The sequence below is a fragment of the Arthrobacter sp. H-02-3 genome (assembly GCF_003097355.1).
In the GTDB taxonomy this organism is placed as follows: Bacteria; Actinomycetota; Actinomycetes; order Actinomycetales; family Micrococcaceae; genus Arthrobacter; species Arthrobacter humicola.
In genome coordinates, this window is the sequence record NZ_PYUI01000034.1 from 1 (window position 1) to 25,658 (window position 25,658).

The 25,658-nt window shown below is 63.6% G+C and carries 24 protein-coding genes; 9 read left to right on the forward strand and 15 right to left on the reverse strand.

Annotated features, from left to right (window positions below; all coding sequences use genetic code 11):
• Positions 1-429 precede the first annotated feature (429 nt).
• Positions 430-759, forward strand: coding sequence for a histone-like nucleoid-structuring protein Lsr2 (locus C9424_RS20665; RefSeq protein ID WP_116768711.1), 330 nt, complete (start codon positions 430-432; stop codon positions 757-759).
• 245 nt (positions 760-1,004) lie between these two features.
• Here C9424_RS20665 and C9424_RS20670 read toward each other — a convergent pair whose 3' ends face one another.
• The gene (locus tag C9424_RS20670; protein ID WP_116768712.1) at positions 1,005-1,487 is read right to left on the reverse strand and encodes a sensor histidine kinase; all 483 of its coding nucleotides are present in this window, start codon (positions 1,485-1,487) and stop codon (positions 1,005-1,007) included.
• 102 nt (positions 1,488-1,589) lie between these two features.
• Between C9424_RS20670 and C9424_RS21550 the strand changes: the two genes are divergently transcribed.
• The 3 genes from C9424_RS21550 (at position 1,590) to C9424_RS20680 (ending at position 4,097) form a co-directional block, all read left to right on the forward strand.
• The gene (locus C9424_RS21550) at positions 1,590-1,730 is read left to right on the forward strand and encodes a hypothetical protein (RefSeq protein WP_161958271.1); all 141 of its coding nucleotides are present in this window, start codon (positions 1,590-1,592) and stop codon (positions 1,728-1,730) included.
• A gap of 128 nt (positions 1,731-1,858) precedes the next feature.
• Positions 1,859-3,049, forward strand: a complete 1,191-nt coding sequence (locus tag C9424_RS20675; RefSeq protein WP_116768713.1) for a glutamate--cysteine ligase — start codon at positions 1,859-1,861, stop codon at positions 3,047-3,049.
• Positions 3,050-3,227: 178 nt separating this feature from the next.
• The gene (locus tag C9424_RS20680; protein ID WP_116768714.1) at positions 3,228-4,097 is read left to right on the forward strand and encodes a class II glutamine amidotransferase; all 870 of its coding nucleotides are present in this window, start codon (positions 3,228-3,230) and stop codon (positions 4,095-4,097) included.
• Positions 4,098-4,194: 97 nt separating this feature from the next.
• Here C9424_RS20680 and C9424_RS21555 read toward each other — a convergent pair whose 3' ends face one another.
• The 8 genes from C9424_RS21555 to C9424_RS22125 all read right to left on the reverse strand — a co-directional run bounded on the left by C9424_RS21555 (position 4,195) and on the right by C9424_RS22125 (position 12,348).
• Positions 4,195-4,686 carry a GNAT family N-acetyltransferase gene (locus C9424_RS21555; protein ID WP_161958272.1) on the reverse strand — a complete coding sequence of 164 codons (492 nt, stop codon included), beginning with the start codon at positions 4,684-4,686 and terminating at the stop codon, positions 4,195-4,197.
• 533 nt (positions 4,687-5,219) lie between these two features.
• Positions 5,220-5,702 (reverse strand): DUF805 domain-containing protein, encoded by a 483-nt coding sequence (locus C9424_RS20690; RefSeq protein WP_237563599.1) that lies wholly within the window; start codon positions 5,700-5,702, stop codon positions 5,220-5,222.
• A 544-nt stretch (positions 5,703-6,246) separates the two neighbouring features.
• Positions 6,247-6,690: a hypothetical protein gene (locus C9424_RS20695; RefSeq protein WP_116768717.1), complete on the reverse strand. Its 444-nt coding sequence runs from the start codon at positions 6,688-6,690 to the stop codon at positions 6,247-6,249.
• Between the two features lie 558 nt (positions 6,691-7,248).
• Complete coding sequence (locus tag C9424_RS20700) at positions 7,249-8,616, reverse strand: DUF4041 domain-containing protein (protein WP_116768718.1); 1,368 nt, start codon at positions 8,614-8,616, stop codon at positions 7,249-7,251.
• Entirely contained in the window at positions 8,616-9,890 is a 1,275-nt protein-coding gene (locus tag C9424_RS20705) for a hypothetical protein (RefSeq protein WP_237563600.1), read from the reverse strand. The genes C9424_RS20700 and C9424_RS20705 overlap by 1 nt, the downstream gene beginning before the upstream one ends.
• Positions 9,891-10,245: 355 nt before the next feature.
• Positions 10,246-10,773 (reverse strand): hypothetical protein, encoded by a 528-nt coding sequence (locus C9424_RS20710; RefSeq protein ID WP_116768720.1) that lies wholly within the window; start codon positions 10,771-10,773, stop codon positions 10,246-10,248.
• Positions 10,774-10,944: 171 nt separating this feature from the next.
• Complete coding sequence (locus C9424_RS20715) at positions 10,945-11,517, reverse strand: recombinase family protein (RefSeq protein WP_116768721.1); 573 nt, start codon at positions 11,515-11,517, stop codon at positions 10,945-10,947.
• 696 nt (positions 11,518-12,213) lie between these two features.
• The gene (locus C9424_RS22125) at positions 12,214-12,348 is read right to left on the reverse strand and encodes a hypothetical protein (protein WP_272914171.1); all 135 of its coding nucleotides are present in this window, start codon (positions 12,346-12,348) and stop codon (positions 12,214-12,216) included.
• Between the two features lie 833 nt (positions 12,349-13,181).
• Here C9424_RS22125 and C9424_RS20730 point away from each other — a divergent pair.
• On the forward strand, positions 13,182-13,898 hold the full coding sequence (locus C9424_RS20730) for an SOS response-associated peptidase (protein ID WP_116768724.1): 717 nt from the start codon (positions 13,182-13,184) through the stop codon (positions 13,896-13,898).
• Positions 13,899-14,104: 206 nt separating this feature from the next.
• Here the strand turns inward: C9424_RS20730 and C9424_RS20735 are convergent, their stop codons facing one another.
• Positions 14,105-14,377, reverse strand: coding sequence for a hypothetical protein (locus C9424_RS20735; protein ID WP_116768725.1), 273 nt, complete (start codon positions 14,375-14,377; stop codon positions 14,105-14,107).
• A 43-nt stretch (positions 14,378-14,420) separates the two neighbouring features.
• Entirely contained in the window at positions 14,421-14,564 is a 144-nt protein-coding gene (locus C9424_RS21775; protein ID WP_202615953.1) for a hypothetical protein, read from the reverse strand.
• A gap of 168 nt (positions 14,565-14,732) precedes the next feature.
• Here C9424_RS21775 and C9424_RS20745 point away from each other — a divergent pair, with 168 nt between their 5' ends.
• Genes C9424_RS20745 through C9424_RS20755 form a run of 3 tightly spaced genes read left to right on the forward strand, consistent with a single transcriptional unit; the run spans position 14,733 to position 18,575 of the window.
• Positions 14,733-15,935 carry a tyrosine-type recombinase/integrase gene (locus tag C9424_RS20745; RefSeq protein WP_116768726.1) on the forward strand — a complete coding sequence of 401 codons (1,203 nt, stop codon included), beginning with the start codon at positions 14,733-14,735 and terminating at the stop codon, positions 15,933-15,935.
• Positions 15,932-18,319: a tyrosine-type recombinase/integrase gene (locus tag C9424_RS20750; RefSeq protein ID WP_116768727.1), complete on the forward strand. Its 2,388-nt coding sequence runs from the start codon at positions 15,932-15,934 to the stop codon at positions 18,317-18,319. Before C9424_RS20745 ends, C9424_RS20750 begins: the two co-directional genes overlap by 4 nt.
• Positions 18,320-18,356: 37 nt before the next feature.
• Positions 18,357-18,575, forward strand: coding sequence for a hypothetical protein (locus C9424_RS20755; RefSeq protein WP_116768728.1), 219 nt, complete (start codon positions 18,357-18,359; stop codon positions 18,573-18,575).
• 249 nt (positions 18,576-18,824) lie between these two features.
• Here C9424_RS20755 and C9424_RS20765 read toward each other — a convergent pair whose 3' ends face one another.
• The 3 genes from C9424_RS20765 to C9424_RS20775 all read right to left on the reverse strand — a co-directional run bounded on the left by C9424_RS20765 (position 18,825) and on the right by C9424_RS20775 (position 20,446).
• Positions 18,825-19,106: a hypothetical protein gene (locus C9424_RS20765; RefSeq protein ID WP_116768730.1), complete on the reverse strand. Its 282-nt coding sequence runs from the start codon at positions 19,104-19,106 to the stop codon at positions 18,825-18,827.
• A 7-nt stretch (positions 19,107-19,113) separates the two neighbouring features.
• Positions 19,114-19,446 carry a hypothetical protein gene (locus C9424_RS20770; RefSeq protein WP_116768731.1) on the reverse strand — a complete coding sequence of 111 codons (333 nt, stop codon included), beginning with the start codon at positions 19,444-19,446 and terminating at the stop codon, positions 19,114-19,116.
• A gap of 343 nt (positions 19,447-19,789) precedes the next feature.
• Positions 19,790-20,446 carry a helicase associated domain-containing protein gene (locus C9424_RS20775; RefSeq protein ID WP_116768732.1) on the reverse strand — a complete coding sequence of 219 codons (657 nt, stop codon included), beginning with the start codon at positions 20,444-20,446 and terminating at the stop codon, positions 19,790-19,792.
• 413 nt (positions 20,447-20,859) lie between these two features.
• Here C9424_RS20775 and C9424_RS20780 point away from each other — a divergent pair, with 413 nt between their 5' ends.
• Entirely contained in the window at positions 20,860-22,065 is a 1,206-nt protein-coding gene (locus C9424_RS20780) for an IS110 family transposase (RefSeq protein WP_237563601.1), read from the forward strand.
• 326 nt (positions 22,066-22,391) lie between these two features.
• Here C9424_RS20780 and C9424_RS21780 read toward each other — a convergent pair.
• Positions 22,392-25,658: putative Ig domain-containing protein (locus tag C9424_RS21780; RefSeq protein ID WP_202615954.1), on the reverse strand; the 3,267-nt coding region annotated here is incomplete at its 5' end.

Below are 25,658 nucleotides of genomic sequence, written 5' to 3' on the forward strand. Positions count from 1 at the left end.
CGTGGTCGGCGCCCGGATGGGGCAATCACTGACTCTGTGACTCACGTACAGACAGACTTCCGGAGTTCGTGACTTCCGGGGTTCCGAAGTGACGGAGTCCAGGGTGGGCCGGGGTTCCCTGCTGGGACTCTGAATTGGAAAGGATGTTCGATGGCCGACTCCAACACCGTCCGCTTAGGGCATACCCCAACCGGACGTCAGGCAATTGTCCCCACTCGCGACAGTAAGGGGTCTCATCCGGCATTTCCTGACACCTTGCCGTGAGGATCTATGGAGTCACCCTGACTTCCGTCGCTGCAGAGACCGCCGACATTCCATGACGATTGGTCAGCGGTCTCGATGGTCATGGAAGTGAAATAGTGTTGAGGACAAGGCTGGCGTTGGCTTTGGGGGAGACGACAGCATGAACCACAAACGAAGGACCCGCTGTTGGCCCGCAAAATCCATGTCCAGCTGATCGATGACCTTTCCGGCGAGGACGCACAGGAAACCGTCCGATTCTCCCTTGACGGCGCCGACTACGAAATTGACCTGTCGGCCGGGAACGCGGCCGAACTGCGCAAGGCGCTGGCGCGGTTCGTCTCGCACGGCCGGCGCGTCCGCGGCGCTTCGGTGAGCCGGCGCGGCAGGACCGTAGCCATCGGCAGGGAAGAGACTCAGAAGATCCGGGAATGGGCCATGGCCAACGGGTACAGCCCCAGCTCCCGCGGACGCATCAGCCGGGACATCAAGAACGCCTACGACGATGCCCACTCCTAAGCGATAAGCCGGGCCGGCCGGGTTCGACAGCCAATCGGCATCGGCTGTCGACGCGGAAACGGATACCCGTTAGGAAGTCGGTCGGTTAGGTCCGTGACGGTGGGAATCGGCAGACCCGGGGGAGTAGGGAAGGCCGTCTCCTGCTTAGAGGCGGTTGACTGTGGGGGTGACGGCGGGGCAGGAGCCGGCATAGAGGACCAGTGCCGCCCTTGCTGTGGTGGCGACAAGTGCGATGCGGCCCGGCATTAGTCCAGGGGCAGGGTTATCGTCACGCAGGTTCCTGCGGCGGCGGACGAATCGATGATCATGTCTCCGCCCGCAAGGCCCACGGCCGCTCGCATAAGGCGCAGTCCCATGCCGGTGTGCCGGCCAATCATGGCTGCCGGCACGTCGAAACCACTGCCGTCGTCGGTCACTTTGAGTTGGACGCCGTGGCTCATTCCGTGGGTAACGCAGCCGAGCCGGATTGTCACAGTTGAAGCCTGGGCGAATTTGTAGACATTGCTGAGGAGTTCCTGTGCCGCCCGGTACAGAAGAGTTGCGGATTGCCGGTCCACTTCCATCCCGTGGTGCGGAGTCTCCAGGTGCACCATGGTGCCGCGTTCGCGGAGGGGAAGAGTCAAGCGGTCGATTGCGCCGGATACCCCGACGGCTTGGAAGTCGAGCGGGTGTGTATCGGTGAGGACGCCACGTACGGCGATGACTTCATCGCTTAGTGGTGCTTTCATGCTCTTACTGTGCGCTTGCGTCGTTGGGATTTTCTTGTGCCGTGCCGAGGATGGTGCACCTGGATTCCATTCGCCAGCGCCAGCGCCCAAAGGCTACGCCCAGTGAACGACAGGAATGCCATGGAGGCCTGTGCGGCGCCGGGAAAAATCACTCAACAGCCGCATCAGGCCGGCAAACTCACCGCGGCATATCGCGTCGCCCGGAAGGACCAGATGAAGGGGGAAATTGACGCCCGGGACTAAGACCGGGCCGCATATCGATTGCGCCGCCGGACTCGTGTTTCCCGCCCGACGGGTGACCACCGCTGCCCTTGCGCGCGGACACTGGCCCGTGGTCTTTCGCTGTCGCTTTCGTCGGTCACACTTAGCACGTGCGTACTTTTGGTGTTGAAGAAGAATTCCTCATCGTGGATCCCGACAGTGGATACCCTCTGCCCCTGGCCGGGGAGGTGCTTCGCCTGCATGACCCCGCCCGCCAGGCGGTGAACCACCTGGCACCCCTTCAGATGCTGGCCGCGGAGCTTCAGCAGGAACAGCTCGAAGTCATTACGCGGCCGCATTCCAGTCTGAGCGGACTGTCGGCCGAGATCCGGGCGGGGCGGGCCTATGCCGACTCGCTGGCCCGGATGGCGGGCGGGAGGATCGCTGCCCTGGCCACGTCTCCGCTGCCGGTCACACCGCAGGCCACCCGCAACGCCCGTTACGACGCCTTGATGGAAAAATTCGCTCTGACGGCCCGCGAGCAGCTGACCTGCGGATACCATGTCCATGTTTCCGTGGGCTCCGATGAGGAAGGCGTCGCGGTCCTGGACCGGATCAGATCCTGGCTGCCGTCGCTCATGGCATTGAGCTCAAATTCCCCGTTCTGGAACGGCACAGACAGCGGGTACGCCAGTTTCCGCACCCAGGCTTGGAACCGGTGGTCCACTGCCGGGCCCACCGAGGTTTTCGGCTCGGCGCAGGCCTACCATTCGCTGGTGGAAGGCCTGTCGGGCACCGGGGTGGTCACCAGCCCGGATTTTGACGCGCGTCTGTCCGTCCGTCACCCGACGGTCGAGGTCCGGGTGGCCGATGTTTGTCTTGATGCCCGGGACGCCGCCCTGATTGCCGCGTTGGTGCGGGCGCTGGTGGAGACCGCCGCCCGGGAATGGGAAGCCGGGCATCCACCGGACATGGTTCCCGCCGCAATCCTGCGTCAGGGAGCCTGGCGTGCCAGCCGTTGGGGCACGGAGGGGGAGCTCCTGCATCCGGTAACGCACCGGCCGACCACTGCCAGAAACGTCGTCGACGCGCTCCACGGCCATGTCCGGGAGGCCCTGGACGATACCGGCGATGCCGCCTACGTCGCGGAGTCACTGCAAAGGATCCTTGATCAGGGCACGGGGGCCGGCCGGCAGCGGCAAGCGTTCGAGCGCAACGGCAGACTCGCCGACGTCGTCACCCTCGCCACGGGCCTTACTCATCAGGAACCCGTCGACAACTCCGGCCTCGACGAACTGTTCCTGGAAGGGGACAGGGAAACGATTGGTCCAAGCATGGATTTGGCCGCCGTCTCCGGCTAACGCTGTCACGGGGTGCCAATTCCGGCGACAGGCGCCTTCATGGAGCCGAAACCATGAAGCGGGTTCAGTGTTTTTTGCTCCTATTTGGAGTTGCGGGGCGGCGGTACGCCGGTGTGCCGGGCCGGGGCGATGATGGGGGAGCCAGATACTCTCAGCAGGGAATCTATGAGGAGTGACCATGTGCCGACTGTTCGGCCTGCACGCCGGCCCCCGGCCGGTCCGGGCCACGTTCTGGCTTCTTGATGCCCCGGACAGCCTGTCCGACCAGAGCAGGCGGGAACCGGACGGGGCGGGCATCGGAACCTTTGACGCGGCCGGCGGGGCCCATGTGGCCAAGCAGCCGCTTGCGGCGTGGGAGGATCACGCGTTCGCCCGCGAGGCACGGGATCTGAAGAGCACGACGTTCCTTGCCCATGTCCGGTTTGCCAGTACCGGGGCGCACACGCTTCTCAACACCCACCCGTTTGAACAGGACGGGCGGCTGTTTGCCCACAATGGCGCCTTCGGGGACCTCGAACGGCTCGAGCAGCGCCTGGCCGGGCTCGGCGTCGCGGATCTGGTGCACGGGCAGACCGACAGCGAACGGCTCTTCGCCCTCATTACCGCCGAGACCCGGCGCGCGGGCGGCGACGTCGGAGAAGGCATCATCCGGGCCGTCACCTGGATGGCCAGGGAGCTGCCGGTGTTGAGCCTGAACCTGATCGTGACGACCGCGACGGACCTGTGGGCGCTCAGGTACCCGGCCACGCATGAGCTGTATGTCTTGGAACGGGACCCTGCCGGCGTCCCCGGCCCGGCAGCGCCCCTGGAGGCCAGGAGCCACCGTATCCACGCCCGCAGTGAAGAGCTCGCCACATCCCCGCACGTCCTCATCGCCACCGTGCCGATGGATCACAACCCGGACTGGCGTCCCTTGGCCGCCGGTGAGCTGGTCCACGTGGGCCCGGATCTAGGGGCAAATTCCAGCTTCCCCTTCCCGGCGGCGCCGGCACATCCACTTACCCTCACCGATCTGGACCCGGCCGCGGCGGCATCCCAGAGGCAGTAACCCCGGCAGCGCCGCTCGACGAGGAGCCACGGATTCGAGCGGTGATGCAGCCACGATCCTTGGGCTTGTGGACTAAACGGTGTTCTCGGCCTGTTTCTCAGTCGTAGTCAGATTCGGGGTCATCCTCCGTGAGGCGGCGGAAGTCCCGGGAGAGGTACAGGGCCATCGCTGCCGGGTTGTTGTCTTCCACGGTGACTGTCAGGGTGGGGCGGCCCAGGGTGTGCAGGAGGTGCATGCAGTGTCGCAGGAGTTCTTCGGCCAGGCCTTGGCGGCGGTGGTCCGGGTGGGTGAAAAGTTCATCGATGACGGCTTGGCCGTCGCGTTCGGTGATGATGATGGCGGCCGTGATTTGACCCTCCGGTCCGGAAACTACGAGGGACGCTGCCTCGGCGGTGCCGCGGCCCTCGTCCATGGATGGACCGATCCACGCCGGGTCTCCAGCACCCTGTCCCGGATGGTCGGCGTAGGCGTGCCGGTGCAGACTGGCCAGTTCCAGAAGATCATCGGGTTCCAGGGGCCGGACACGGATGCGGGCCGGCGCCGTGTTATGGAGTCCGGTCACTGCAACCAAGGTGACTAATGCGTTCATGACGGCGATGCCTTCCCCGGTGCGCGGGCGACACCGTTGAACACAGTGTCCGGCATCGTCCGCGCGCGCGGAAGACACAGGACCGCAACGATATCCGGCGGAGCGGGCGAGGCTGAACAGCGGCGCCCTGACTGTTACGATGCGTGCACCTGATCGCCTCACTGCCTCCGGTGTTTGCCGACAAGTCTTGGGCGACTCGGGCGCCCAGGTTCCATCATCGATCGGGACACCAATGAGATCCCCGACCGCCAGGTCCTTGGAGGTCCTGGGTGTGAACGGGAACGAACGGTGGAGCATGATCGACAGTCTTCCCGATCGTCCCTGGTTCGGCTTGGCGAACGGCGAGCGGTCAACGCTGCTTCAATCGATGACTGCCACGGCTGCCGCGTCGTCCGAGACACTCCTGTGCGCAAGGCGCAGGTCAAAGAAACGGCCCATATCTTTAGTCCTGCCCGGTCACAGTCGTGATGGCGGGGGCCACCGGCGCAACGCCGATGACCCCCGAATACCCGTGCATGGAAGCGGCAGCGGGCCTATGCGGCTGCGGGGATATCGAAGCGCTGTCCCTCCGGCTTGGACGGCAGGATCATGAAGACCAGCAGTGCCAGGCCGCCGATGAACGGCACGAGTCCGATGAGGATCAGCCAGCCGCTGAAGTTCACATCGTGCAGGCGGCGCACTACCAATGCCAGGGACGGGACGATGACCGCCAGGCCCCAGAGGACCAGCAGGATGACGCCGATGAAGGAGCCGGGGCCCGGGGCCGTGGCGCCGGCGTCATTGGTCGTTGCGCCCGCAGCACCGGCTGCGGTCATGATGATGTTCAGCACGATGGAGACCACACCGGAGATCAGGGCCCACCACCAGTATTCGCTGCGGCTGGCGCGGCCGGTGAACGTGGCGTACTTCTTGAAGAACCGCTTCGCGGCCTCCCCGATCGGTGCACCGTAGTACGGGGCCCAAAGGGGGACGGCGCCGGCGGGCGTGACGTGCTGGTCTTGCTGTGCGTAAGACAAATGGATCTCCTTGTTGAATGGGGGGTGACGACTCATCGTAGGGGCGGCAGGGATCCGCCATGCTGTCCTGCAAGTGAATTTTTGTCGGTATGTCCGAATGTGTCGTGATCCCCGCCTTTACCGGGCTGACCTGCGGAAATACCGGCCCTTCACGCCACCTGCACGCAAGCACCTGCGGTTGGTGACGGCGGACCCTGCGGTGGGTGACTCGTGCTGCCGGATCCGTGCACGTCGTCCTCCGGAGAGGCTGCGGCGCAAGCGGGCTGGTGATCGGTGCTGTGCGTGGTTCGGGCCCCGCGAGGCTCACCCGGGGCGAGCGCCGTGGACCGCGCCGAATGGCTGCCTCCGGCCGCGCTCCGCCGGTGCGCCGGCCGTCCGTCGTAATACCCGGCCCTGGTTTTTGATGTGCACTTCTCCGGATCTATGGTTATTGAGTCCCGCCGCACCTCCCCCCAAGTCGCGGCGTGGCCAGCTGTTAATGCCCCCGTTCCGATCCCCCAACCGGTACGGGGGCATTTTGCGTCATGCTACGAGCGCGCCCCGTTCAGGATGGCCGGGCAGTTCTGCCGGTGCCAGGGCGTCCCGGTCGTGCCGGTGCAGCTGATGGGCGGGTTCCCGTGAGGTGCCGCCGGTGGCCCGCCGGTATGCAGGCGGGGTGAAGGCCGGCAGTCGATCCGGAGCCCAGAACATCGCGGAGCGACGTGAGTGCGGCAGCTGCGTTGCGCAGGTGTATGGCGTCCGTGGTCCCGAGCGGGGCCAGACGGCGGGTCAGGAGACCCAAGGCGGCAAAGATGTTGTCCAGGCCGGTGAGTGCACGGACAATCCCGGCCAGATCTGAGGGCGGGGGAGCCGCTGCGAAGAGAAGGATTCTGCGGCAAAGCCGCGTGCAGGCTTTCGCGTCGTCGATACGGAAGGCCCGGATCATCGACGAACCGACGGCCGCTGCGCTGGTGAAGGCCAGCGCCAGGTCTGGATCAATCGGGTCCATAACCACATTGTGGTCGCCTCGCTGTCTGGAATACCAGTCACTCCCGTAACACAGGCGTCCGGTCGTGCGGAACCTGCACGTGTCGCCGTTTCTGACGCATCCGGTATGGAGGGTGCGCCGCGCGGCTTAGAGCGGTTCGCCCTCGCGGTCGCGGTGCCCATAGGTGGCCTGTTGGGTGCAGCATCGAGCACTCATCTGGCATCTCAAATAGGATCGATTAGTAGGACGGCAGGGCCGTTTCCAGTGGGCGTCGATAGTGCCCGTGATTTCGCGGTCGACGCGGACCTCCGTCGTCTCAAAAGCCGTCCAAAAACCAGCAGTCTCACAACGGCAAATTGGCCCGGGATTATGAGAATAAGGGGGGCGGCCATGGCTGTCACGGGTGCCATTTTCCGAAGTCGTCTGCACGGCCACTACGTGTCCGGAAGGGGAACCCTCCGCGGCAGGTTCCGCTGGACTTCGGACTGTGCCTTCCTCCTGGGGATCCTAGAGCTCAACCTGGCAGGGGACAGATGCGCCGATATCGGCGTTTGCGACTTGGAACGTGCAATTCCATATCTACATGGAGTGGAGCTTCGCCTCCCCGGCCGCTCCGACGACTGGGCGGGAAGGCCATAGGTTGATGGACTGGAGGTATTCGGTTGCCTCGGCGTATTCGCTGAACTCCAGCAGGTTACCGACCTTTTCCATCAGGACGTCACGCACTTCAGTCGGGGTCGCGAAGAAGAACTCCTTGCGGGGGTTGGCTTGATTGAGCGCTTTGGCAGCGAAGTGTTTGTGGAGTTCGTTCTCGAGGGTAACTGCATCTTCAGAGAAGTACATGGTGTGGACGTCGAACCGGAATGGCACCGATGCGCCACTAAGTTCGGCGATACGTTCGGCTGGTTTAAGGCGCCGTGTCAGGCCTATTTTGACGACGCCTTCTCCGAATGCTCCGCGGTTGGAGATCACGTAGACGTAGCCGGTGCGGATGTTTGCTGCGCGGTAGTCGTTCTGGGCGATCGCTTGGTCGATGGCTTCGAGTCGTAGTTCCAGGTCGGGATCTGCCTGACCTGAGGCTCGTATTGCGTTGAGCGCGTTCAGGAGATGGTTGCGCTCCTTATCGAGTTGAGCGCGCTCTTCGGCTAGTTCGCGTTCGACGCGCTGTTCCTCGCGCAGGCGAGCACGTTCTTCCCGCTCTGATTCTTTCTCTTCTTGCTTCTTCATCAGCCAGTCGGCGGTGAGTTCGATCTCTTCTATGCGCAGTGTGTGAAAGTCATCGCTGATGCGCATTTCCATCAGGGCGCCGAGTTTCGCGATCGCCACGCGGGACGCCTCGAGTCGACGCTTGGCGGTCACTACATTGCCGAGTTTCAAGGACTTGATGCTGTTGTCCGCTTCGGCGTTGTAGGCACGGAGCATGAGCTTGGCTAGATCATCAGTCATCCGGCGGCCCTTGGCGAGGGAATTGTCGAAGGTGAAGAGATTAGACTTCACGATCGCATTCCCCAGTTTTACTAGTTCGGCGATACGCGCCTCGAGCACATCAAGGCGGTCCCGAAAGGACGCGGCGTTCTCTAACGGGTGGTGGTACCGGTAAATGCCGACTTCTTGGAGCACCTTTGCATCGTTGAGTTCAACATATGAATCGGAGGCCGCGCTTGCCTCGGTCAACCGCTGTCTCAGCAGCGCATTTTCCGCTTCGAGAAATGCTATCCGTGCGGAATCTGCTGCTGGTTTCGGCTCAGGCGTGGCCGGGTCCGGTGTCGGCACGGGAGCAACCTCGTCCGCCGCCTGGGTGTTGTCGGCTGGCAGCCACAGTTGCCAGCCCTCAGGTGGTGCCGGCCATGCGGGGTCCGGCGTCCAGCCGACGGGAGGCCGCCATGCGGCCGGCGGCTGAGGCCAGCCAGGGGGCGGGTTGAAAACCAAGGATTCGCTGGTCGTCATCAGGAGCGGCGAACTCCTGCTCCATTGGCCGGGATCAGCCCTAGCGGGTTCTTAGATACCGCGGCGCCAAGGTGCTCCAAGGTAGCCGCCGGGACAACGGCCGACAGGTCGATTTCGGAGAACCCGTCACGCGGTGCGCCAACAGCGGCGAAGGGAACGTAGGTTTCCTTGCCGGTTGCCGGGTTGATCGTTTCGGTACCGACCTCGAGGGAGATGCTCTGGATGAGTTCACGACGGTCGGCTTCGAAGATCTCGTGCAGGGTGCGCAATGCGACTTGGTGAACGATTCCCGCATATCGGTCTTTCGAGTCTTTTTGCGAGAGCGATACGGGCGTGATCTCGTCGCTGGCCCTGACGTACTTGTAAGACTTGATCGTAGGGATCAGGTCAGGCCCCGGAATGAGTACGCGAAGCGCGAGCTCGGCGGTTCCCGGGTCGAACTCCGACTCGTGCTCCACGGTAAAGCCTTCGGGGTACACGGAGTTCGCGAGGACGATGCCGACGTATTCCTGTACGGCTTCTACCGCCCCGTAGCTGAGGTTCGATATCAGCTGGTCGAGTGAGGCGTTGTGCTCGGCGGCTTCGGCCTCGCGTACCGCACAGTCGTCTTCGTAGCGGGCCCGTGCAGCGGCAAGTGCTTGCTGCCGCCGAGTTTCATCTGCGGCGTGCTGATCGGCAAGCTTTTTACGCTGCCCTGGGAGTTGCCCCATCTCGCGCTCCCAGGAAGCGTAGGCATCCGCAAATGCGGCCTCAGCCTGAGCTTGGGCCTCAGCGAGTTTCTTCTTCCGCCCGAACAACCCGGTTGGGGGAGCTGGAGGTTGAAATACTGGGGCCGGCGGGTCGGGAAGCGGCCAAGGAGCGGGAATCGGAGTTTCCAGCCTGCGGTCAAAGGGCGGGTGTTCGACCGTTCGGCGCAGGCTCACGAGATCAACGTAGTCATCAACGTCCAGGGTCGAGTCAAGGAGGCTATCTACTTGGTCGTAGGTGGCCGCAAGTTCAGCGTTGAGTTGGTCGACTTCTGCCTGCCGCGCGGCGACGTGGGCGGCCGCAGCCTCCTTCTCGAGACGCTTTCGATCAGCTTCTGACGCACGTTGCAGTGCAAGTGATGCCCTTTGGTCGGCTTTCCACGCCTGCTCGGCACGACGGGCTGCAGCCGCCTGCTCCCGGGCTGCGGCCCGCTGGCGCTGCTCAGCCAGCCTGGCTTGGTGCTGCATTTCCGCTAAGAATCCCCGACGACGTGCCACAACGACCTTCCAGATACGATTTTCGTTCACATTATCAAGGGATTGGAATAGAACCATTAGGTCACGTCTTCGTAGCGCCGCGGCGCGTTACGGGAGCAGCCAGGTCCTAGACCTTGGCCGATATTCCTGCTGAGTGGCCGGTCCGCAGGTGGACTATCGGAAGGGTACCCGCGAGGCGTCGGCCACGATCTCATCTTCGATGCCATTCCATGCGGTCAAACGATCCTCTTTGCCTGCAGGAGTGAGCTGGATTTTTGGCCTCCTCGAAAACAGCACGAAGACCACGAGGCCCGCATCCAGGGCCCGCGATAATTACGGAAGCCAGGCTCAACAGAGTTCAGCAAGGACGAAGCTCGTTGCATCCGGCGCTTAGTGCCGCGCCATCCTAAACCTCCAAGGCCGCCAAGTGCTCAAGCAATTCTTCGTGTTCTACCCTTATAAGTCGGTCGACGTCTTCAATGGTGAGGTGACCGATATGCCATCCAACGAGGCGACTACGGATGTCTTTCATGGCTTCTTCGACATGCACTGAGTCAGGGGCACGTGCCGCATCCTCCACGTATGCGCGACAGGTGTCGGACAAGTGGTCAGCGGAGCAGCGGCTGGCGAGGCGAAACAGTGAACGAGCTACAGCATCTATAGTTGAAGGCTTCTGATTCCGGATGTCCGCCAAGTATTGATCAATGCAGTCGCTGATTGACTCGATCACCTCGCCGCGCACGGATACAGAAGCGATTTCGAGACTCGCTCGCCTGTTTTCCCGCTCGTCCCTTCGGTTCTCGATGCGTTCCGCCGCTTGCGCGGTGATCTGTTGGCGGGCAGCGCGCAGGGTTACGCGAGCAGTAATCAGGGCAATGCCAACGGGCAGGGCGACGTATTTGAGGATTTCCAGAAACGAGCTAAGGGCATCCATTGCGTGTTGCTCTCCTGTCGTTGCCAGCGGTTGCTCCCTGCCGAGATTGGCATGTAGCTCGTGGTGGTTGGGCTAGATTGCTGTCAGGAACGGTCTTAGTCACAGTCTCGCGTAAGCGGCTGACAGTTTGTCTGAGGGGACGGAAGCCGCGGCTCTCTTATAGGACCACTTCTACTGCTTTCGTTGGACGATGCGGTACACCGTGCTCCTCGCGACCTTGAAGAGCTCGGCGATTTCGGCGGTGGTGTGTTGTCCTGCCTTATATAGGGAGACTAGGTGGGCTTCCTGGCTTTTGCTGAGTTTGGGTTGTTTGCCACGGAGCCGGCCTTTGGCTTTGGCGACCTGCATGCCTTCGCGGGTGCGGGCGCGGATGAGGTCCGATTCGAATTCGGCGACCATGGCCAGGACGTTGAAGAGGAGCCGCCCGACGGGGTCGGTGGGGTCGTGGATGGATCCGCCGATGCTGAGCTTCACGTTCCGTTTTGTGAGGTCTTCGATGATGTCCCGTGCGTCAGGCAGGGAGCGGGCGAGCCGGTCGAGCTTGGTGACGACGAGGGTGTCGCCGGCCCGGACGGCTGCGAGGGCTTCGCGCAGTCCGGGCCGTTCCTTGTTTCTGCCGGTCAGTCCGTGGTCGACGTAGATCCGGTCATCAGGAACGCCGAGGGCGGCGAGGCCGTTGCGCTGCGCGGTCAGGTCCTGTTCGTTCGTGGATACCCGGGCGTAGCCGATGATGTGCGCAGTCATGGGTGCAACTGTAGCGGTTGAGCTACCTAAGCGGGACAGTTTTGCGGGCGGGGTATACGCGAATCTCGGATTCCAGCATCTGTATGGGATTTTTCGCGGCGGGGGAGAGGGCTGAGGGTGTCGCGGTGGAGGACCGGCTAACGGGCATACTGTGGGTCGTTACCCCGAATCGTGAACTGGACCTGAATGCGCTTGGGCTCGGCGCGTGGAAGCACGGCGGTCACGACGCCACCTCGCTGGTGGTCATTTCTGAAGCGTGTGGGGCCGGCCAGGGCCGGAGCAACATCTAATTTACTCCGGCCACTGACCGAGCTCATCTGCCGAAGCGCCTAGCTCTCAGCGGGGCCAGCCGAAAGTGCCCGTCGTATCGACTTAGCCCTTCAGCCTAGAATCTGGGACGTCCGAATAGCCGGCCTGGTGCCCTCCAAATCCAGCAAATCCGGGGTACCCAGGATAGCCAGCGAATCCGGGGAATCCGGGGAAGCCCGGGTATCCCCGGTAATGGTGAAAGTCCCGTTTGAGCAGACGGTTCCCCACGGTAGTGCCAAGGTAGTTTCCGTCTTTGTCGACGGCATCGCTGTCGCCCCATGGGAACCAACCGATCCAGTTCCCCGTTTTGTCAAAAAGAAATCGGTCATTTTCTGTCCGGCGAAATGCGACAGGGTTACCCACGCTGCTGAAGTAAAAAATGGCCATCTATTTGCCCTTGCCTTTTTGCGAGAGGGCACTTGCGGCGGCGGTCTTGGAGGCGGCGCTGGTGCGTCCGTCCCTCAGGACTTTGCTGGCCGCTGACGCAGCTTTGCTGCTGGTTTGCTTTGTGTTCTTAGCCATGAAATTTTCCCTTGCTTGGTTCGTTTAGGTCGTAGGACCGTCAGCGTCGAGTGACCGCTGACGGTCCTGAACTGCTGGCGCCTAGCGCCTTACAGGGGAGATACGGATGGTCCGCTTGATGCGGATCCGTACTACGCGAGTAGCCACAGCTACTCTCCTTCCCGGGACCACCGAGCACAGGGAATGTTCCCGCCAGCGTGGATTGACAGGCGGCAGACTCACTCGTAGTCTGTTGAGACGTTCCGACGAGATGGAAACGACACAAAACATACCTTGGACTTTGACGCAGGCTATTTGCCTGCGAGGAATTGGTCCCTATTTTTTTGTAAAAGAAGCGCATGATCGGTTGCACCCGATCGTGCGCTTCGTCGTTGTTGGTACATCATCTGGATGAACCCACAGAGAAAACACTACATGTAGTGCAAGAGCCCGGCGTGTACCCCAAGATGATGTATTACAAGTATGTCATTTAATGCACCGGCAGTCCACAGGCGGGGGCCTCGAAAATGTCCGGATTTCCGGCATTTTGCCGGTCGAAATCCACAGGCTGTGGAGTACCCATACACAATTAATTCCCTTGCGTGTCGCGGTTGGGACGGCGTGTCGCAAAGCACGTCGCCCGAACATAAGACCTCATTTTTAGCGCAAGGAAAGACTTCCAGACCTAAACGCCTTCACGGCCAGAACGAGGCGGCGACCCGTGGCAGCCCAATTGCAGGGTTAGTGAAAGGAGCTTTTTAAGCGTTGGGTTTGGAGGTTGGGGACCGCCTACGGGATCTTTTCCCTCGAGTCCCCGGCAGTGCGACGAGTGGCCTGTCAGGCAGAATGGCCTCATGTGCGGCAGATACGTGATGTCCAAGGCGACCGGGGACCTTCTGAGCTACTTCGATGCCAAGGAGGTAGAGGGAACTCCGCCGCCGCCCAGCTGGAACGTGGCGCCCACCCAGGATGTGCCCATCGTGGCTGAACGTCTCGACGAAGGGAGCATTCAGCGGCATCTGCTGGTGGCCCACTGGGGCCTGGTGCCGTCCTGGGCGAAAGACAACAAGATCGGCAACAAGCTGATCAACGCCCGCAGCGAGACCATCCTGGAGAAGCCGTCTTTCCGAAAAGCTGCTGTGAAGCGCCGGGCTATCGTGCCGGCCGACGGATATTTTGAATGGCAGGAGACCGAAGACGGCAAGAAGGTCCCCAACTACCTGTACTCGGAGAACGAGCCCGTACTGGGATTCGCCGGGCTATATGAATGGTGGGCGGATCCGTCTGTGCCCGAAGATGACCCCGCACGGTGGATGCTCAGCTGCACTGTGCTGACGACGACCGCACAGGACGCCCTGGGGCACGTCCACGACAGGTCCCCGGTCATCATTCCCAAGGACAGATTTGCTGAATGGCTCAACCCGGACCTGACCGACAAGAACGACATCCAGCACCTGCTGGACTCCCTGCCCGAGCCGATCCTGACACCACGGATCGTCAGCACGAGGGTGAACAGCGTCCGGAACAACGGTCCTGAACTCATCGAGCCCGCCGCTGCAGTGGCCGAATAACCTCCGCCTCGGCCTCGGCCGCCGATACCTAACCGTTAGTGAGCTGTGCGGATCACAAGGAGCTTATGCCCCTCCGGGATCTTTTCGTTGAGGCCTTCGCGGGCGTCTTCATAGGTTTCCCCTGGATGGTCACGCGCTCGAAGCTGCCGTCAGGGGCTTGGATCGTGCCGGTAATTTCCACCTGAACACTGTATGCCTGGCCGAACCTAGAAGCCCTTCAGCGCCTCGACTTCCGCCGCGTCGAGAAGTTCCGCAGCCTTTGCCCCGGTGGTCCGGGCCAGGTCGTCGAGGGATTTGAAGTGCACACGGGCGAGGGCGATGGCCACCAGCTCGAGGTACGCGGTGCCGTTGCGCTGTTCAAGCCCGCCGAGGTAGTTCCGCATGCGCCCTTCCAGGGCGCCGGGGCCTTCGGATTCTTCCGCGGCGAGCCGCGTCAGCGTCAGGGCTGCCAGCTCCGGGTTGTCGTAGATGAGTCCCATGGGCCAACGCTACGCATCGCGCCGGTCCCGTCAAGGGCCGCCGCTACCGCCAGCGGAAAGATTCCAGCGCGCGCAGCAGGGGAGCGGGGTCCGTCTTCAGGTGGTCGACGGGACGGGTCCCGGCCAAGTCCCGGGACGGGGTGACCATCCAGACGGTGAAGTAGTTGTGCGGGATATCCAGCTCCATGGCTCTGCTGAAGAGTGCTGTAACCGTTGGCTGGAGCTGCCCGCCGGGGAGGAACTGGAATCCCGGGCAGAAGGTCCCGTCGTCAATGATCTGTTTACCGGACTAAGTCGATGGTTAACGCGCGTGTCTCCAACCTGGGACGAGCCCTGTCAGCGTCATGCTTTGGTCATGGATCTCTCGGATTGCAGCTGGGATGGGCATCGAGCGGAGGGACTGACTGTCGCGAACGTCGGGCGGGTGATTCCTCGCTCCGGCGTTCCGGGGTTCGTTATCCTCGACGCGGTGGGAGAGGAGTTCGCTCCTGCCACGGAGTATCTGCTTGAGCTGGCAGCGTCGGACCGTTCGCCTCAAACGGTACGAACCTATGCCTTGTCGTTGCTTCGGTTCCTTCGATTTTTGTGGGCTGTCGGGGTCAGCTGGGAGCAGGCAACGTCCCTTGAAGCGCGTGACTTCGTGTTGTGGGCGCGCCAGGCCGAGAAGTTCGTCGGGAATCGTAACGTCCCTCAGCGGCGGGGGAGCCGGAACCTTGTCACGGGAAAGAAGCATCTCGGAATGCGTTACTCATCCTCGACGATCAACCACACGACGACGGTGTGTAAGGAGTTTTACGCTTTCCAGCTTCGGATGGGTGACGGGCCTATCGTGAATCCTTTCGAGCTGCGTCGTGGGCGATCCCATGCGCATCATGATCCTCAGCGGGAGTTTGCCCTGGTGCGGCGCCAGCCCTTGCGTCAGCGCGAGGCGCACCGGGTGCCCAGATCAATCCCGGATGGGAAGTTCAACGATCTGTTTCGCCGTTTGCGGTCCAACAGGGACCGGGCGTTGGTGGCGTTTTATGTCAGCAGCGGTGCGCGGGCGAGCGAGCTGCTCGGGATCACGGGCGACAGGGTCAACGTGGGTGACCAGCTGATCGGCGTTTACCGCAAAGGTGGCCAGCTGCAATGGTTACCCGCTGCTCCTGATGCTTTCGTATGGCTTCGGCTCTATCAGCTCGAAGGAGGCGTTGCCGGCCCGGATGAGCCGGTTTGGCTCACGCTGCGGGGCGAGCCCCGTCCTCTGTCCTACGAAGCCATGCGCGCCGTCCTGAGACGCTGCAACGACCTTCTCGGTTCGAACTGGACGCTGCACGATCTGCGGCACACGTTCGCGATCCGAGCGCTCGAGGGCGGGATGGGCCTTCACGAAGTCCAGGAGCTACTGGGGCACCAGTCGCTGACTACGACCACGGTCTACGCGGTTCCACGTATGGAGGAAGTCATCGAGCATTACCGGGCCCATCTGAGCAGCAGGACTTCCCCTGCCGCTGACAGTTCACCGGCCGGTCAGCCCTATAACCCCGATGAGTTGCGCGTGCTTTGGGGGAACCAGTGACAACTCCGCCCATCAATAAGATCCAGACCGCACGACGAAGCTGGAATGACCACACGCCGCCACCACAGGAACAACAACCGCCTGCACTGCCGCCCATCCCGCCTGGACCGCTGACCAGCGCCAGCATTGAGGACATCATCAACCGTCTTGAGCACTGCCGCCCGTACTGGCCACAGGTGCATGAGCACAGGGCGCGCATTCGGCGCTTACTCGGTCATCTGAGGCAGTTGCCGGGTGAAACCTGGCAGGACCGATGGGCGCTGTTCGAGGGCCAGGTCGGGCATGACGCTCTGACGTGGCGGCTCAGAATAGCTGGCGGTTCAAGCAAGAACACGAAGAATCGCGATGAGGTCGAAGGACTCAATGCGGCGATGGGACCGCTGCTGGCTCTGGACGTCATGCGCCCGTCCCACCGGTGGATCGCGGGTCAGCGCTTTGCCTTCTGGAAAGCACTCAGCCGGTTCCGGGATCCCGCCCACACAGCTGAACTCGAAAACGCCCTCGTCCATGCGAAGGCTTCACCGGCCCAGGCCACTAGCGGGATCCTTACCTTAGGTCGCATTCAGGCCCATACAGGCAAATCGATCCGCCAGCTCACAGCCGAAGACATCCTCGATCTGACTACCCAGCTTCCCGGGAAGCTGATCGACGTCAGCCGCAGCGGGCTGACCGCCGTATGGCCCGTGCTGCACGGGCTGGGATGGATCAGACACGATTCCGGGACCATGCCCACACGGCTCCGCGTCGGACCGAAAACGGTGGATGAGATGGTCGACTACTACGACATCACCGGCCCCTGCCGGGAACCACTCATCCACTATCTTCAGGTCCGGTCGGCTGCCCTCGACTACGCCTCGCTCTGTGCTTTGGGCAGGCATCTGGCCGGCCTCTTCTTCGCCGACATCATCAAGCACAACCCTGACCAGCGCAGCTTCGCACTGACCCCGAAACAGGCTGCTGGCTGGAAAGCCAGAGTCAAAGTCAAAGCCGACGGCTCCCCGCGCCGGGAAGTTTACAGCGTCTTCTTCGCCGTCCGGGCGTTCTATCTCGACATCAGCCAATGGGCACTCGAAGATGCCTTCTGGGCGCAATGGGCCGCCCCAAGCCCCATAACCTTCGCCGAAACCCGCGGTTACGTGAAGCACCGGCGCGCCACCATCGCAACGATGCAGCAGCGCACCCGTGAACTGGCTCCCGTGTTGCCCCGTCTGGTGGAGGCTGCCGAACAGGCCCTCCGCGCAGCAGAAGCAACCCTGGCCGATGCCACGACGGCCGGCGCCGGCCAAACCATCGACATGGACGGCGAGGCTTGGGAAGTCTTCCAGAGCAGTGAACATGCGCATGTGCGGATTCGGCGCAATGGAAAGGACCGGGACCTGTCCTTTGAAGAGGACAACGCCTTCTGGACTTGGGCGCTTATTGAGACACTTCGACACACCGGTGCACGGATCGAAGAAGTCCTCGAGCTGGTGCACATGAGCATCCAGCCCTACAAGGTTCCAACGACCGGGGAGACCATACCGCTGCTGCACTTCGCTCCGAGCAAGACCGACACCGAACGTCTGATGGTGGCAGGCCCCGAGCTCGTGCACGTGCTCTACCGAGTGCTCTCGCGAGTCACCAAGGACACGGGTGGTGCACCGCTGACACAGCGATGGGACTCAGCTGAGAAAGTGCTGAGCTCACCTCTTCCGCACCTGTTCGTCCGCCGCCGTGGCGCCGGACCTCCGAACGTGATGACGACGGCCACCGTCTCCACGCTGCTCAATGACTTGGCGCGACGCGCGCAGATCAAGGTCAGCGGTGCCGAGGTGAGGTTCACCCCGCACGATTTCCGTCGCATCTTCGCGACCGAGGCACTTGCCAGCGGCCTGCCTCCACACATCGTGCAGGTGCTGATGGGGCACGCCAGTCTGGCGACGACCCAGGGATACGCAGCGATTTATCCCAGGGACGTCATCCGGCACCACCGCACCTTCATCGAAAAGCGACGGGTCATTCGGCCCACCGAAGAATACCGCGAACCGACCGCCGCAGAATGGGACGAATTCGAAGCCCATTTCGTTCAACGCAAACTCAGCCTCGGCAGCTGCGGACGCGCCTACGGCACAGGCTGCCAACACGAACACGCCTGCCTCCGCTGCGCGCTCCTCCGACCCGACCCAGCCCAAATCGAAAGACTTCAGGACATCATCGACAACCTCCAGGAGCGCATTGCCGAAGCCAAACAACACGGCTGGATCGGAGACGTCGAAGGACTGCGCGTCACTCTCAACAGCGCCGAACTGAAGCTCGCGCAGATGTATAAGCTGCAGAACCACCACGACAGGGAAGTCGTCGAACTCGGGATCCCACGAATCAACAGCAGAAAGAATGACGGTTGACTATCACAACTTCTGGACTGCGTCCTAGGATCGCAGTATGGGCGTGAAGAAGTGGACGCAACCAACCAAAGTTCAAGCCGTGTTCATGGGCATTTTTGCCCTGATGCTGCTTGCTAACAATGTGGTTTCCGTGGTGATTGAGGGCCGCTCTGCCACGGTCGTCTACTGGACCATTCAGGCTCTGAACCTAGCTCTCTTGGTCCTGAGCTTCTGGTGGTATCGCCGAGCCGCGAAGAGTTCATCCAAGCAACCCTAGGCTGCACGGCCCCGATCCTTGCTGCGAGTTTCGCTTAGGCCGCCTTGGATCCCACGAGGCCAAGATCTGGAGCCACCTATTCTCCGGTAGTCCGGATAAGAAGACCCTGACGAGCTGGCGCATGACCGGTTCGGGGTCTTCCATCAGTTCCGAGAGCCGGCGGTGCACCTGCGCGAGGGTCGGCAGCGTGAACTCCGTCCGGATGCCGGCCCAGGTCTGGTCGCTGATCGTTTGAGGAGTCACTGCGCCCTAGTCGCTGATGCTTTCCAGCAGCCACTGGGTAGAGAGCGGATTCCGGCGCAGCGTGAACGTCCGCAGCGCGGAGTTGGACCCGAGACGGACCTGTACCTGCCAGAACTCGATGCTCACCAGATCCCCGCTGCCGACGGCCGCGGTAAGCCGGGTGTCCCACCATGCGTCCCGGGCGAACCAGTGCACCGGATCGGCCGCAACCGCCCAGATCCTTCCCTCGTGCCGGACGGCCAGGGGCGTGCCGGCCGGGGTGAACCTGACCTCGACGTCAACGTCCAAGGTTGTTTCATTCGCTACTGCTGTCACGGTTTGTCCGCTCTCCCAAGTTCCTGTTCATCATTTCTTCCCGGCGGGTAACCGCCGAACTCCACACCCACGTCCGGCGAGTTAGCGGCCCGTCGCACCAGGTCACTTCGACGGCTTTCGCCGTCCAGGCGTACACCTCGCCGTCGACCAGCTCGGCGCAGTTCGGAAACCTGATCCACGCCTTCACCGGTATCCCGGGGAACCCGTTCTTGGCGGGGAAGTGTCCGAAATCGAGCTCTTCCACCGTCAGCCCAATCGGACCCGCGCGGCGGGCGTACTGCGCCTGCAGCCGGGCCGCCTGTTCCGGGTTCATACCCTCAGTTTAGAACTGAAATTCGATAACAAATTTCCAGCCTAGTAATTTTATTCGAATAGATGTGCAGGTTTGAGCATGGGGGAGGGGTCCGACAATCAAACGGTTTGCACCCAGTGGGGACAGCCTGAGCTGTGCGGAGGGCTCCACCTGCCCCCAACGGGCACAACCGGGAAGAGGGTCCTTGCTCCGAGCCATGAGGAAAGCCTCCGCGCGAATCCAAGGACTCAAGCGCGGAGGCTCAAGGTTCTCCACGCTGGGGGGACTGGAGAACCAATCCAAGAGTACTAGCGCCCGGGTGAGGTCCTGAGCGGTGGCCTGCCGGGAGGCGCCGCGTTCCGGATCAACGCCGGCGAGGGCGGCCCCTGGTCCTCCCGGCCTGCCACCCGGGAACGGCGGCGTCCAGGAGTTTGACCTTCACGGGATCCAGTTCACCGCGGCGGTTTTTGTACCGCTGGGTATGGATCCAGACCCCGAGGGCGTGCTCCCGCTCAGAATCGCACTCCTTGTGGCGGGGCCAGTCGTTGCCCTCGTGCCGGAAGTCCTCGAGCTGGGCCAGGCGGTGGTGCCAGCGAGCCTCGTCCTCGGATTCCCTGCGGGTTCCCAGCCACCCGGGCACGTGGGCCAGACCGTCACGGTACGCCGGGTCCAGGATCCCCTCGGCTGCTTCGCGCCGGCGTGCCGCCAGCCACCGCGCCATCGACCGTTCACTCCGCTGCCCGGAACGGTCACTGGGTAGCCGGCCTTCGGCCTCGACCCAGGCGATGAGCTCGTCCAGGCGGGCGAGGTCCGCGGGGGAGGGGTGAGGAACGGGTGCGGCGCCGGCGGCCGCCTGGTGTTTGGCCTCGAGGCCCGGGTCCTGGCGGCGGGCAATGACCAGGTGGTAACCGACAGTGGCGGGCTCGGCGCGCACGAGGGCAGCGATGCGTCGCCGGCTTAGCCCGAGCCGGTACATCAGCACCCATTCGGCGTCAGGAGCGCGCCGCAACCGCCTGTCCATGATCGATATCCTGCCACGACCGCTGCATGAGCCGGGCGGCCACCGGCGGGTCCACGAACAATGCTTTCGGGCGCCCGCTGGCGCGGCCGGCTGTTGGGTCCAGTGCCGTCCGTCGCAGAGCTCCGGCCCGCCCTGGCCCTGTCTTGTCTACGACGCTTTTTTGGTTGCTGTCCTTATGGTGTTACCGGGTGCAGTTCCCCGGCCGTTGTAGGGTCGTGGCTACCCGGGGGAGGCGGGTATGGCTTTGTTGCTGTGGCCGGACGGCTCACGTCGTGACGGCTCCGAAGGATTGGCCGCCCGCCACCCCGCGATGACCCGACCGCTGATTGAGAGACGCGACAGGATCGCCGGATAAGGACACGTCGGCGCGGTTATCTGCTGGGCTCTTCCCATCCGACAGACTGGAGGCTGTTTTGGTGAAATTGTGGGCCGGTATCGATGCCGGCAAAGCCCATCATCACTGCGTCGTGATCGACGCCCAGGGAAACCGGCTGCTCTCGCAGAAAATCCCTAACGACGAACCCGTCCTGCTGGACCTTATCGCCACCGTCCTGAAACTGGCCGACGGGGACGAAGTCATCTGGGCGACGGACCTGAACCACGGCGGGTCGGCGCTCCTGATCGCCATCCTCGTCGCCCATGGCCAGAACATCCTCTACATCCCCGGCCGGACCGTGCACCATGCGTCCAAGCTCTACCGCGGAGAAGGCAAAACGGATGCGAAAGACGCCGCCGTCATCGCCGACCAGGCCAGGATGCGCCGCGACCTGCAGCCGCTGCGGGCCGGGGATGAGATCAGCACGGGGCTGCGGATCCTCACCTCCCGGCGGGCCGACAAGTCCGCGGACCGGGTCCGGGCGATCAACCGCCTGCAGGCCCAGCTGCTCGAATACTTCCCCGCGCTGGAGCGGGCCTTTGACTACAGCCGCTCCAAAGCCGCCCTGTTCCTGCTGACCAAGCACCGGACCCCGGACGGGATCCGCAGAACCGGCCAGGTCAGGCTGCAGGCCTGGCTGAAGAAACACGGAGCCCGCTCGTCCACCGCCGTCGCCGCAGCAGCAGTCGAGGCCGCGAAATCCCAGCGCACCACCGTCCCGGCCCAGCACCTCGGGGAAATGATTGTCGCCGCCCTCGCCCGGGAAATTTTGACCCTGAACCAAGAACTCGCCGACCTCGACGCGCATATCAGCGAGAAGGTCACCGAACACCGGCACACCCGGACCCTGCTGAGCATGCCCGGCTTCGGGCCTGTTCTCGCTGCCGAATTCATTGGTGCCACCGGCGGCGACCTCACCGTCTTTGAAACCGCTGACCGGTTCGCCGGCGTTGTCGGACTGGCCCCTGCGCCCCGGGACTCCGGCCGCATCAGTGGCAACCATCACAGGCCCAGACGCTACGACCGCCGGCTCCTCCGGGTCTTCTACCTGTCCGGGCTTTCGGCCCTGAAAAGCTGCTCCGCCTCGCGTGGCTATTACGACCGAAAACGCACCGAAGGGAAAACCCACATCCAGGCGATGCTCTCCCTGGCCCGCCGCCGCCTCAACGTCCTCTGGGCCATGCTCCGCGACGGCACCACCTACACACCAGCCCCCGGTCAGGCAGCCCGCTTAGCTGGCTGAGCGGGGTCAGTTCTGAAGTCCGGTGATGGATCCCCGGCTGCTGACGTGAATGAGGGGCGCTGCCGCTAGTGGCGCTGCCTCTGCCGAGCTGCCCGGACGCATTCTCGCCGATCCGCAGACCGCACCTTCGGCCAGCGGCCGATTCCTCAGCGATGGGCCGGCCTCACCTATGCACCAAAAAGGCCATCCGACAGATCCTCGCCCTGCTCCGGCGCGAGTCCGGGATCCGACGGTAGCCTCGAGAGACGTGGGTCGAATCGTTGGAGGTCGCGGAGTCATGCCGAGGCCGTCGGCCAGGACGTGCCCAGTCCCTGACGGGAGCTGAGTTATGGTCCCGATGTCACGCCGACCTGCACTGGGATCCAGCTGTCGGTAGTGGTGCCGTTCCCCAGCTCCCAGTAGGAGTTGGATCCCCATGCCCGGACGGTTCCGTCCTGCAGGAGAGCGTAGGCTCTGTTATTACCCGAGCCGCTCGCCGTGATTGCGGTGGCGCTGGTGAGGCCGGTGACCTGGACGGGGGTGCTGCTGTTGGTGGTGGTGCCGTTTCCGAGTTGCCCGTATTGGTTGTATCCCCAGGCCCTGACCGTCCCATCCTGGAGTAGGGCATAGGAGGTGGTATTGCTGGTATTCCCTCCAGCGTCGAAGGTTTCCGTCGTGACCGCTGTGGCGCCGGTGAGGCCGGTGACCTGGACGGGGGTACTGCTGTCGGTGGTGGTGCCGTTGCCCAGCTGGCCGGTGGCGTTGCCGCCCCAGGCCCAGACGGTTCCATCCTGCAGCAGAGCGTAGGCGCTGACATCCCAGACGCTCGCCGTGATTGCGGTGGCGCCGGTGAGGCCGGTGACCCGGACGGGGGTGCTGCTGCTGTTGTTGGCGGTGCCGTTGCCGAGCTCGCCCCACCAGTTGCCGCCCCAGGCCCAGACGGTTCCATCCTGCAGCAGGGCGTAGGCGGATCCGTCGTTGGCCGTGATTGCGGTGGCGCTGGTGAGGCCGGTGACCCGGACGGGGGTGCTGCTGTTGGTTGTGGTGCCGTTGCCGAGCTGGCCCCAGGGGTTGAGGCCCCAGGCCCAGACGGTCCCGTCGGTTTTGAGCGCGTACGTCGTATGGCCCGTGCTGATGATGGTTTTGACGTTGGTGAGTCCTGGCGGGGCTGCGGGTCGTGCTGTCAGGGTCGTGGTGATGGTGGTGCTTGTGTGTTTGTTGTCCGTGAGAGTGATGGTGAGGTTGCTGGTGATGGCGCTGGTGGGTATGCCGGTGATGGTTCCGTTTGTAGGTTCGAGGGTGAGGCCGGGGGGGAGGGTGCCTGTGGTGATGGCCCACATGTAGGGGCCGGTGCCGCCGGTTCCTGTGAGGGTGGTGCGGTAGGCGGTGCCGGTGGTCGCGGTGGGCAGGCTGGTGGTGGTGATGGTCAGCGGGGCAGTGGTGGTGGGTGGCGGTGGCGGCGGGGTGTCGTAGGTGGCGATGCGGTGGTTGTAGAAGGGGCCGGTGAGCATGGTGACGTGGGCGGGGGAGCCGGCCCAGAAGCAGGCCAAGCAGGCGCCGAGTTCGTAGCCGGCGGTCGCGTCGATGGTGGTGATGGGGTGCGTGGTGGGGGTGTATTTGGTGTCGATGCCGGCGTTGAGCTGGCCGGTGATCCCGACCATGTCGTCGAGGGCGACACGGACGTCGATGGCTGCGGTGGCTTTGGCTTCAACACCGGCGCTGCTGGTTAAGGCCAGAGGCGAGGACGCGGAGGAACAGAAGTTGGTCCGGCTCTCGGCCCCTGCGCTCCACCGGTATTCGGCCCCGCATTTGAGGGTGATGGAGGTGTTCATAGCGACTTTCCCGGTGACTTCCAGTGTCAGTGTGGGTTTGGCGGCGAAGACGACGAAGCCCAGGTTTCCGGCGGGGACGCGGGTTTTGGCTTCGGGCAGGGTGAGCGTGCATTTTCCTTGTCCGGAGATGCTGGAGCCGAGGTTTACGGTGATGGTGCCGTCCAGGTCGAACTGGAAGAGGTCCAAGCCACCTGTTCCGACGTACACGCCGCCTAATCCGGCGACCGGATGTTTCCAGATTGCCGCGAGGGACGGGGTCATGTTGGTGGTCGTGGACAATCCAGCAGGGATGGCGGTGACCCCGGCGTCGCATTGAAGCCGTGAGGACGGGGTTGCTTGGGTTGTAGCTGAAGGGGTGGGGGTCGTGGTGAGCGCTTGAGTCGCTATGGCGGGGGTTCCGGTGGTGAGTGTCGGGTCGATGCTGTTGACTGTGCCCTCGGTATAGGCGTCGGCCGGGGTGGTCGGAGTGACGGACGCGGTGGCTGTCCCGTCGGGGTTGTGGGTGAGGGTGTCGATGTAGACGATGGCACCGGATTCGATGTTGGGGGTGGGGGCCAGGACGAGGACCTGACCGGCGGCGATTGTCGTGCCGTTCACGGCGGGGCCGGTGAGGGTGACGGTGGCGAGCTTCTGCGTGACCGTGTCCCGGGTAAGGGTTTTGATGGCGGTGGCCGGGACGTGAACGGTCCGCGTGCTCGGTTTCAGTACGGCACAGGCGGTGCCCGCGCATCCGGCGGGCATCGTAGTGGGCACATTTAGGGTGCGGGTCGCGGTGGCCCGGGTTCCGGCGGCGTCTGTTGCGGTGAGTGTGACCGTGGTGGGGCCGGCGGCGGTGGGGATTCCGGAGAGTGCCCCGTCGGGGGTGACCGTGATGCCGCGGGGTAACCCGGTTGCTGTCCAGGTCACGGGCTGGATGCCGCCGGTTGCCGTGACCTGCTCCAGGTATCTGGCGCCCGCGGTGCCGTCGTGCAGCACGCCACCGGTGATGACCAGCGGCGCGGCAATCTGGGCCGTGGCCGCTGAGGTCTTGGCCTTGGTGCTGTAGCCGGTCTTGGTTCCGGTGACGGTGACGGTGAGGCTCTTGCCGGTCTGGGCCGCTACAGGCTTGTAGGTCGCGGCGGTCGCGCCGGTGACGGCCACGCCGTTGGCTTTCCATTGATACGTCAGGGTGACGGGTGCCGGTCCCCAGGTCCCCGGGACCGCGGTCAGGGTGGAGCCGACCTTCGCGGTCCCGGTGATCGTGGGAACCGGAACCGGAGACAGTGACGGCAACGCGGTCACCGCGGCGGTCGCGGCGGAGGTTTTCGCCGCGGTGGTGTAGCCGGTCTTGGTGCCGGTCACCGTCACGGTCAGGGTCTTGCCGGCGTCGGCGGCGACGGGAACGTAGGTGGACTTCACCCCGGCGAGGATCGCGACGCCGCCGGCCCTCCACTGGTAGGCCAGCGTCACCGGTGCCGGTCCCCAGGTCCCCGGGACCGCGGTCAGGGTGGAGCCGACTTTTGCCGTGCCGGTGATCGTGGGAACCGGAACCGGAGACAGTGACGGCAACGCGGTCACCGCGGCGGTCGCGGCGGAGGTTTTCGCCGCGGTGGTGTAGCCGGTCTTGGTGCCGGTCACCGTCACGGTCAGGGTCTTGCCGGCGTCGGCGGCGACGGGAACGTAGGTGGACTTCACCCCGGCGAGGATCGCGACGCCGCCGGCCCTCCACTGGTAGGCCAGCGTCACCGGTGCCGGTCCCCAGGTCCCCGGGACCGCGGTCAGGGTGGAGCCGACTTTTGCCGT

Excerpts from the sequence above, each read along its gene's own strand:
- C9424_RS20680 (WP_116768714.1), top strand. The coding sequence starts at position 3,228 with ATGTGCCGACTGTTCGGCCTGCACGCCGGCCCCCGGCCGGTCCGGGCC.
- C9424_RS21775 (WP_202615953.1), bottom strand. The coding sequence starts at position 14,564 with ATGGAGCTGGATATCCCGCACAACTACTTCACCGTCTGGATGGTCACC.
- C9424_RS20710 (WP_116768720.1), bottom strand. The coding sequence starts at position 10,773 with ATGGATGCCCTTAGCTCGTTTCTGGAAATCCTCAAATACGTCGCCCTG.
- C9424_RS20730 (WP_116768724.1), top strand. The coding sequence starts at position 13,182 with ATGTGCGGCAGATACGTGATGTCCAAGGCGACCGGGGACCTTCTGAGC.
- C9424_RS20770 (WP_116768731.1), bottom strand. The coding sequence starts at position 19,446 with ATGAACCCGGAACAGGCGGCCCGGCTGCAGGCGCAGTACGCCCGCCGC.
- C9424_RS20700 (WP_116768718.1), bottom strand. The coding sequence starts at position 8,616 with ATGACGACCAGCGAATCCTTGGTTTTCAACCCGCCCCCTGGCTGGCCT.
- C9424_RS20775 (WP_116768732.1), bottom strand. The coding sequence starts at position 20,446 with ATGGACAGGCGGTTGCGGCGCGCTCCTGACGCCGAATGGGTGCTGATG.
- C9424_RS20695 (WP_116768717.1), bottom strand. The coding sequence starts at position 6,690 with ATGGACCCGATTGATCCAGACCTGGCGCTGGCCTTCACCAGCGCAGCG.
- C9424_RS20735 (WP_116768725.1), bottom strand. The coding sequence starts at position 14,377 with ATGGGACTCATCTACGACAACCCGGAGCTGGCAGCCCTGACGCTGACG.
- C9424_RS21555 (WP_161958272.1), bottom strand. The coding sequence starts at position 4,686 with ATGAACGCATTAGTCACCTTGGTTGCAGTGACCGGACTCCATAACACG.
- C9424_RS20715 (WP_116768721.1), bottom strand. The coding sequence starts at position 11,517 with ATGACTGCGCACATCATCGGCTACGCCCGGGTATCCACGAACGAACAG.
- C9424_RS22125 (WP_272914171.1), bottom strand. The coding sequence starts at position 12,348 with ATGGCTAAGAACACAAAGCAAACCAGCAGCAAAGCTGCGTCAGCGGCC.
- C9424_RS20670 (WP_116768712.1), bottom strand. The coding sequence starts at position 1,487 with ATGAAAGCACCACTAAGCGATGAAGTCATCGCCGTACGTGGCGTCCTC.
- C9424_RS20755 (WP_116768728.1), top strand. The coding sequence starts at position 18,357 with ATGGGCGTGAAGAAGTGGACGCAACCAACCAAAGTTCAAGCCGTGTTC.
- C9424_RS20745 (WP_116768726.1), top strand. The coding sequence starts at position 14,733 with ATGGATCTCTCGGATTGCAGCTGGGATGGGCATCGAGCGGAGGGACTG.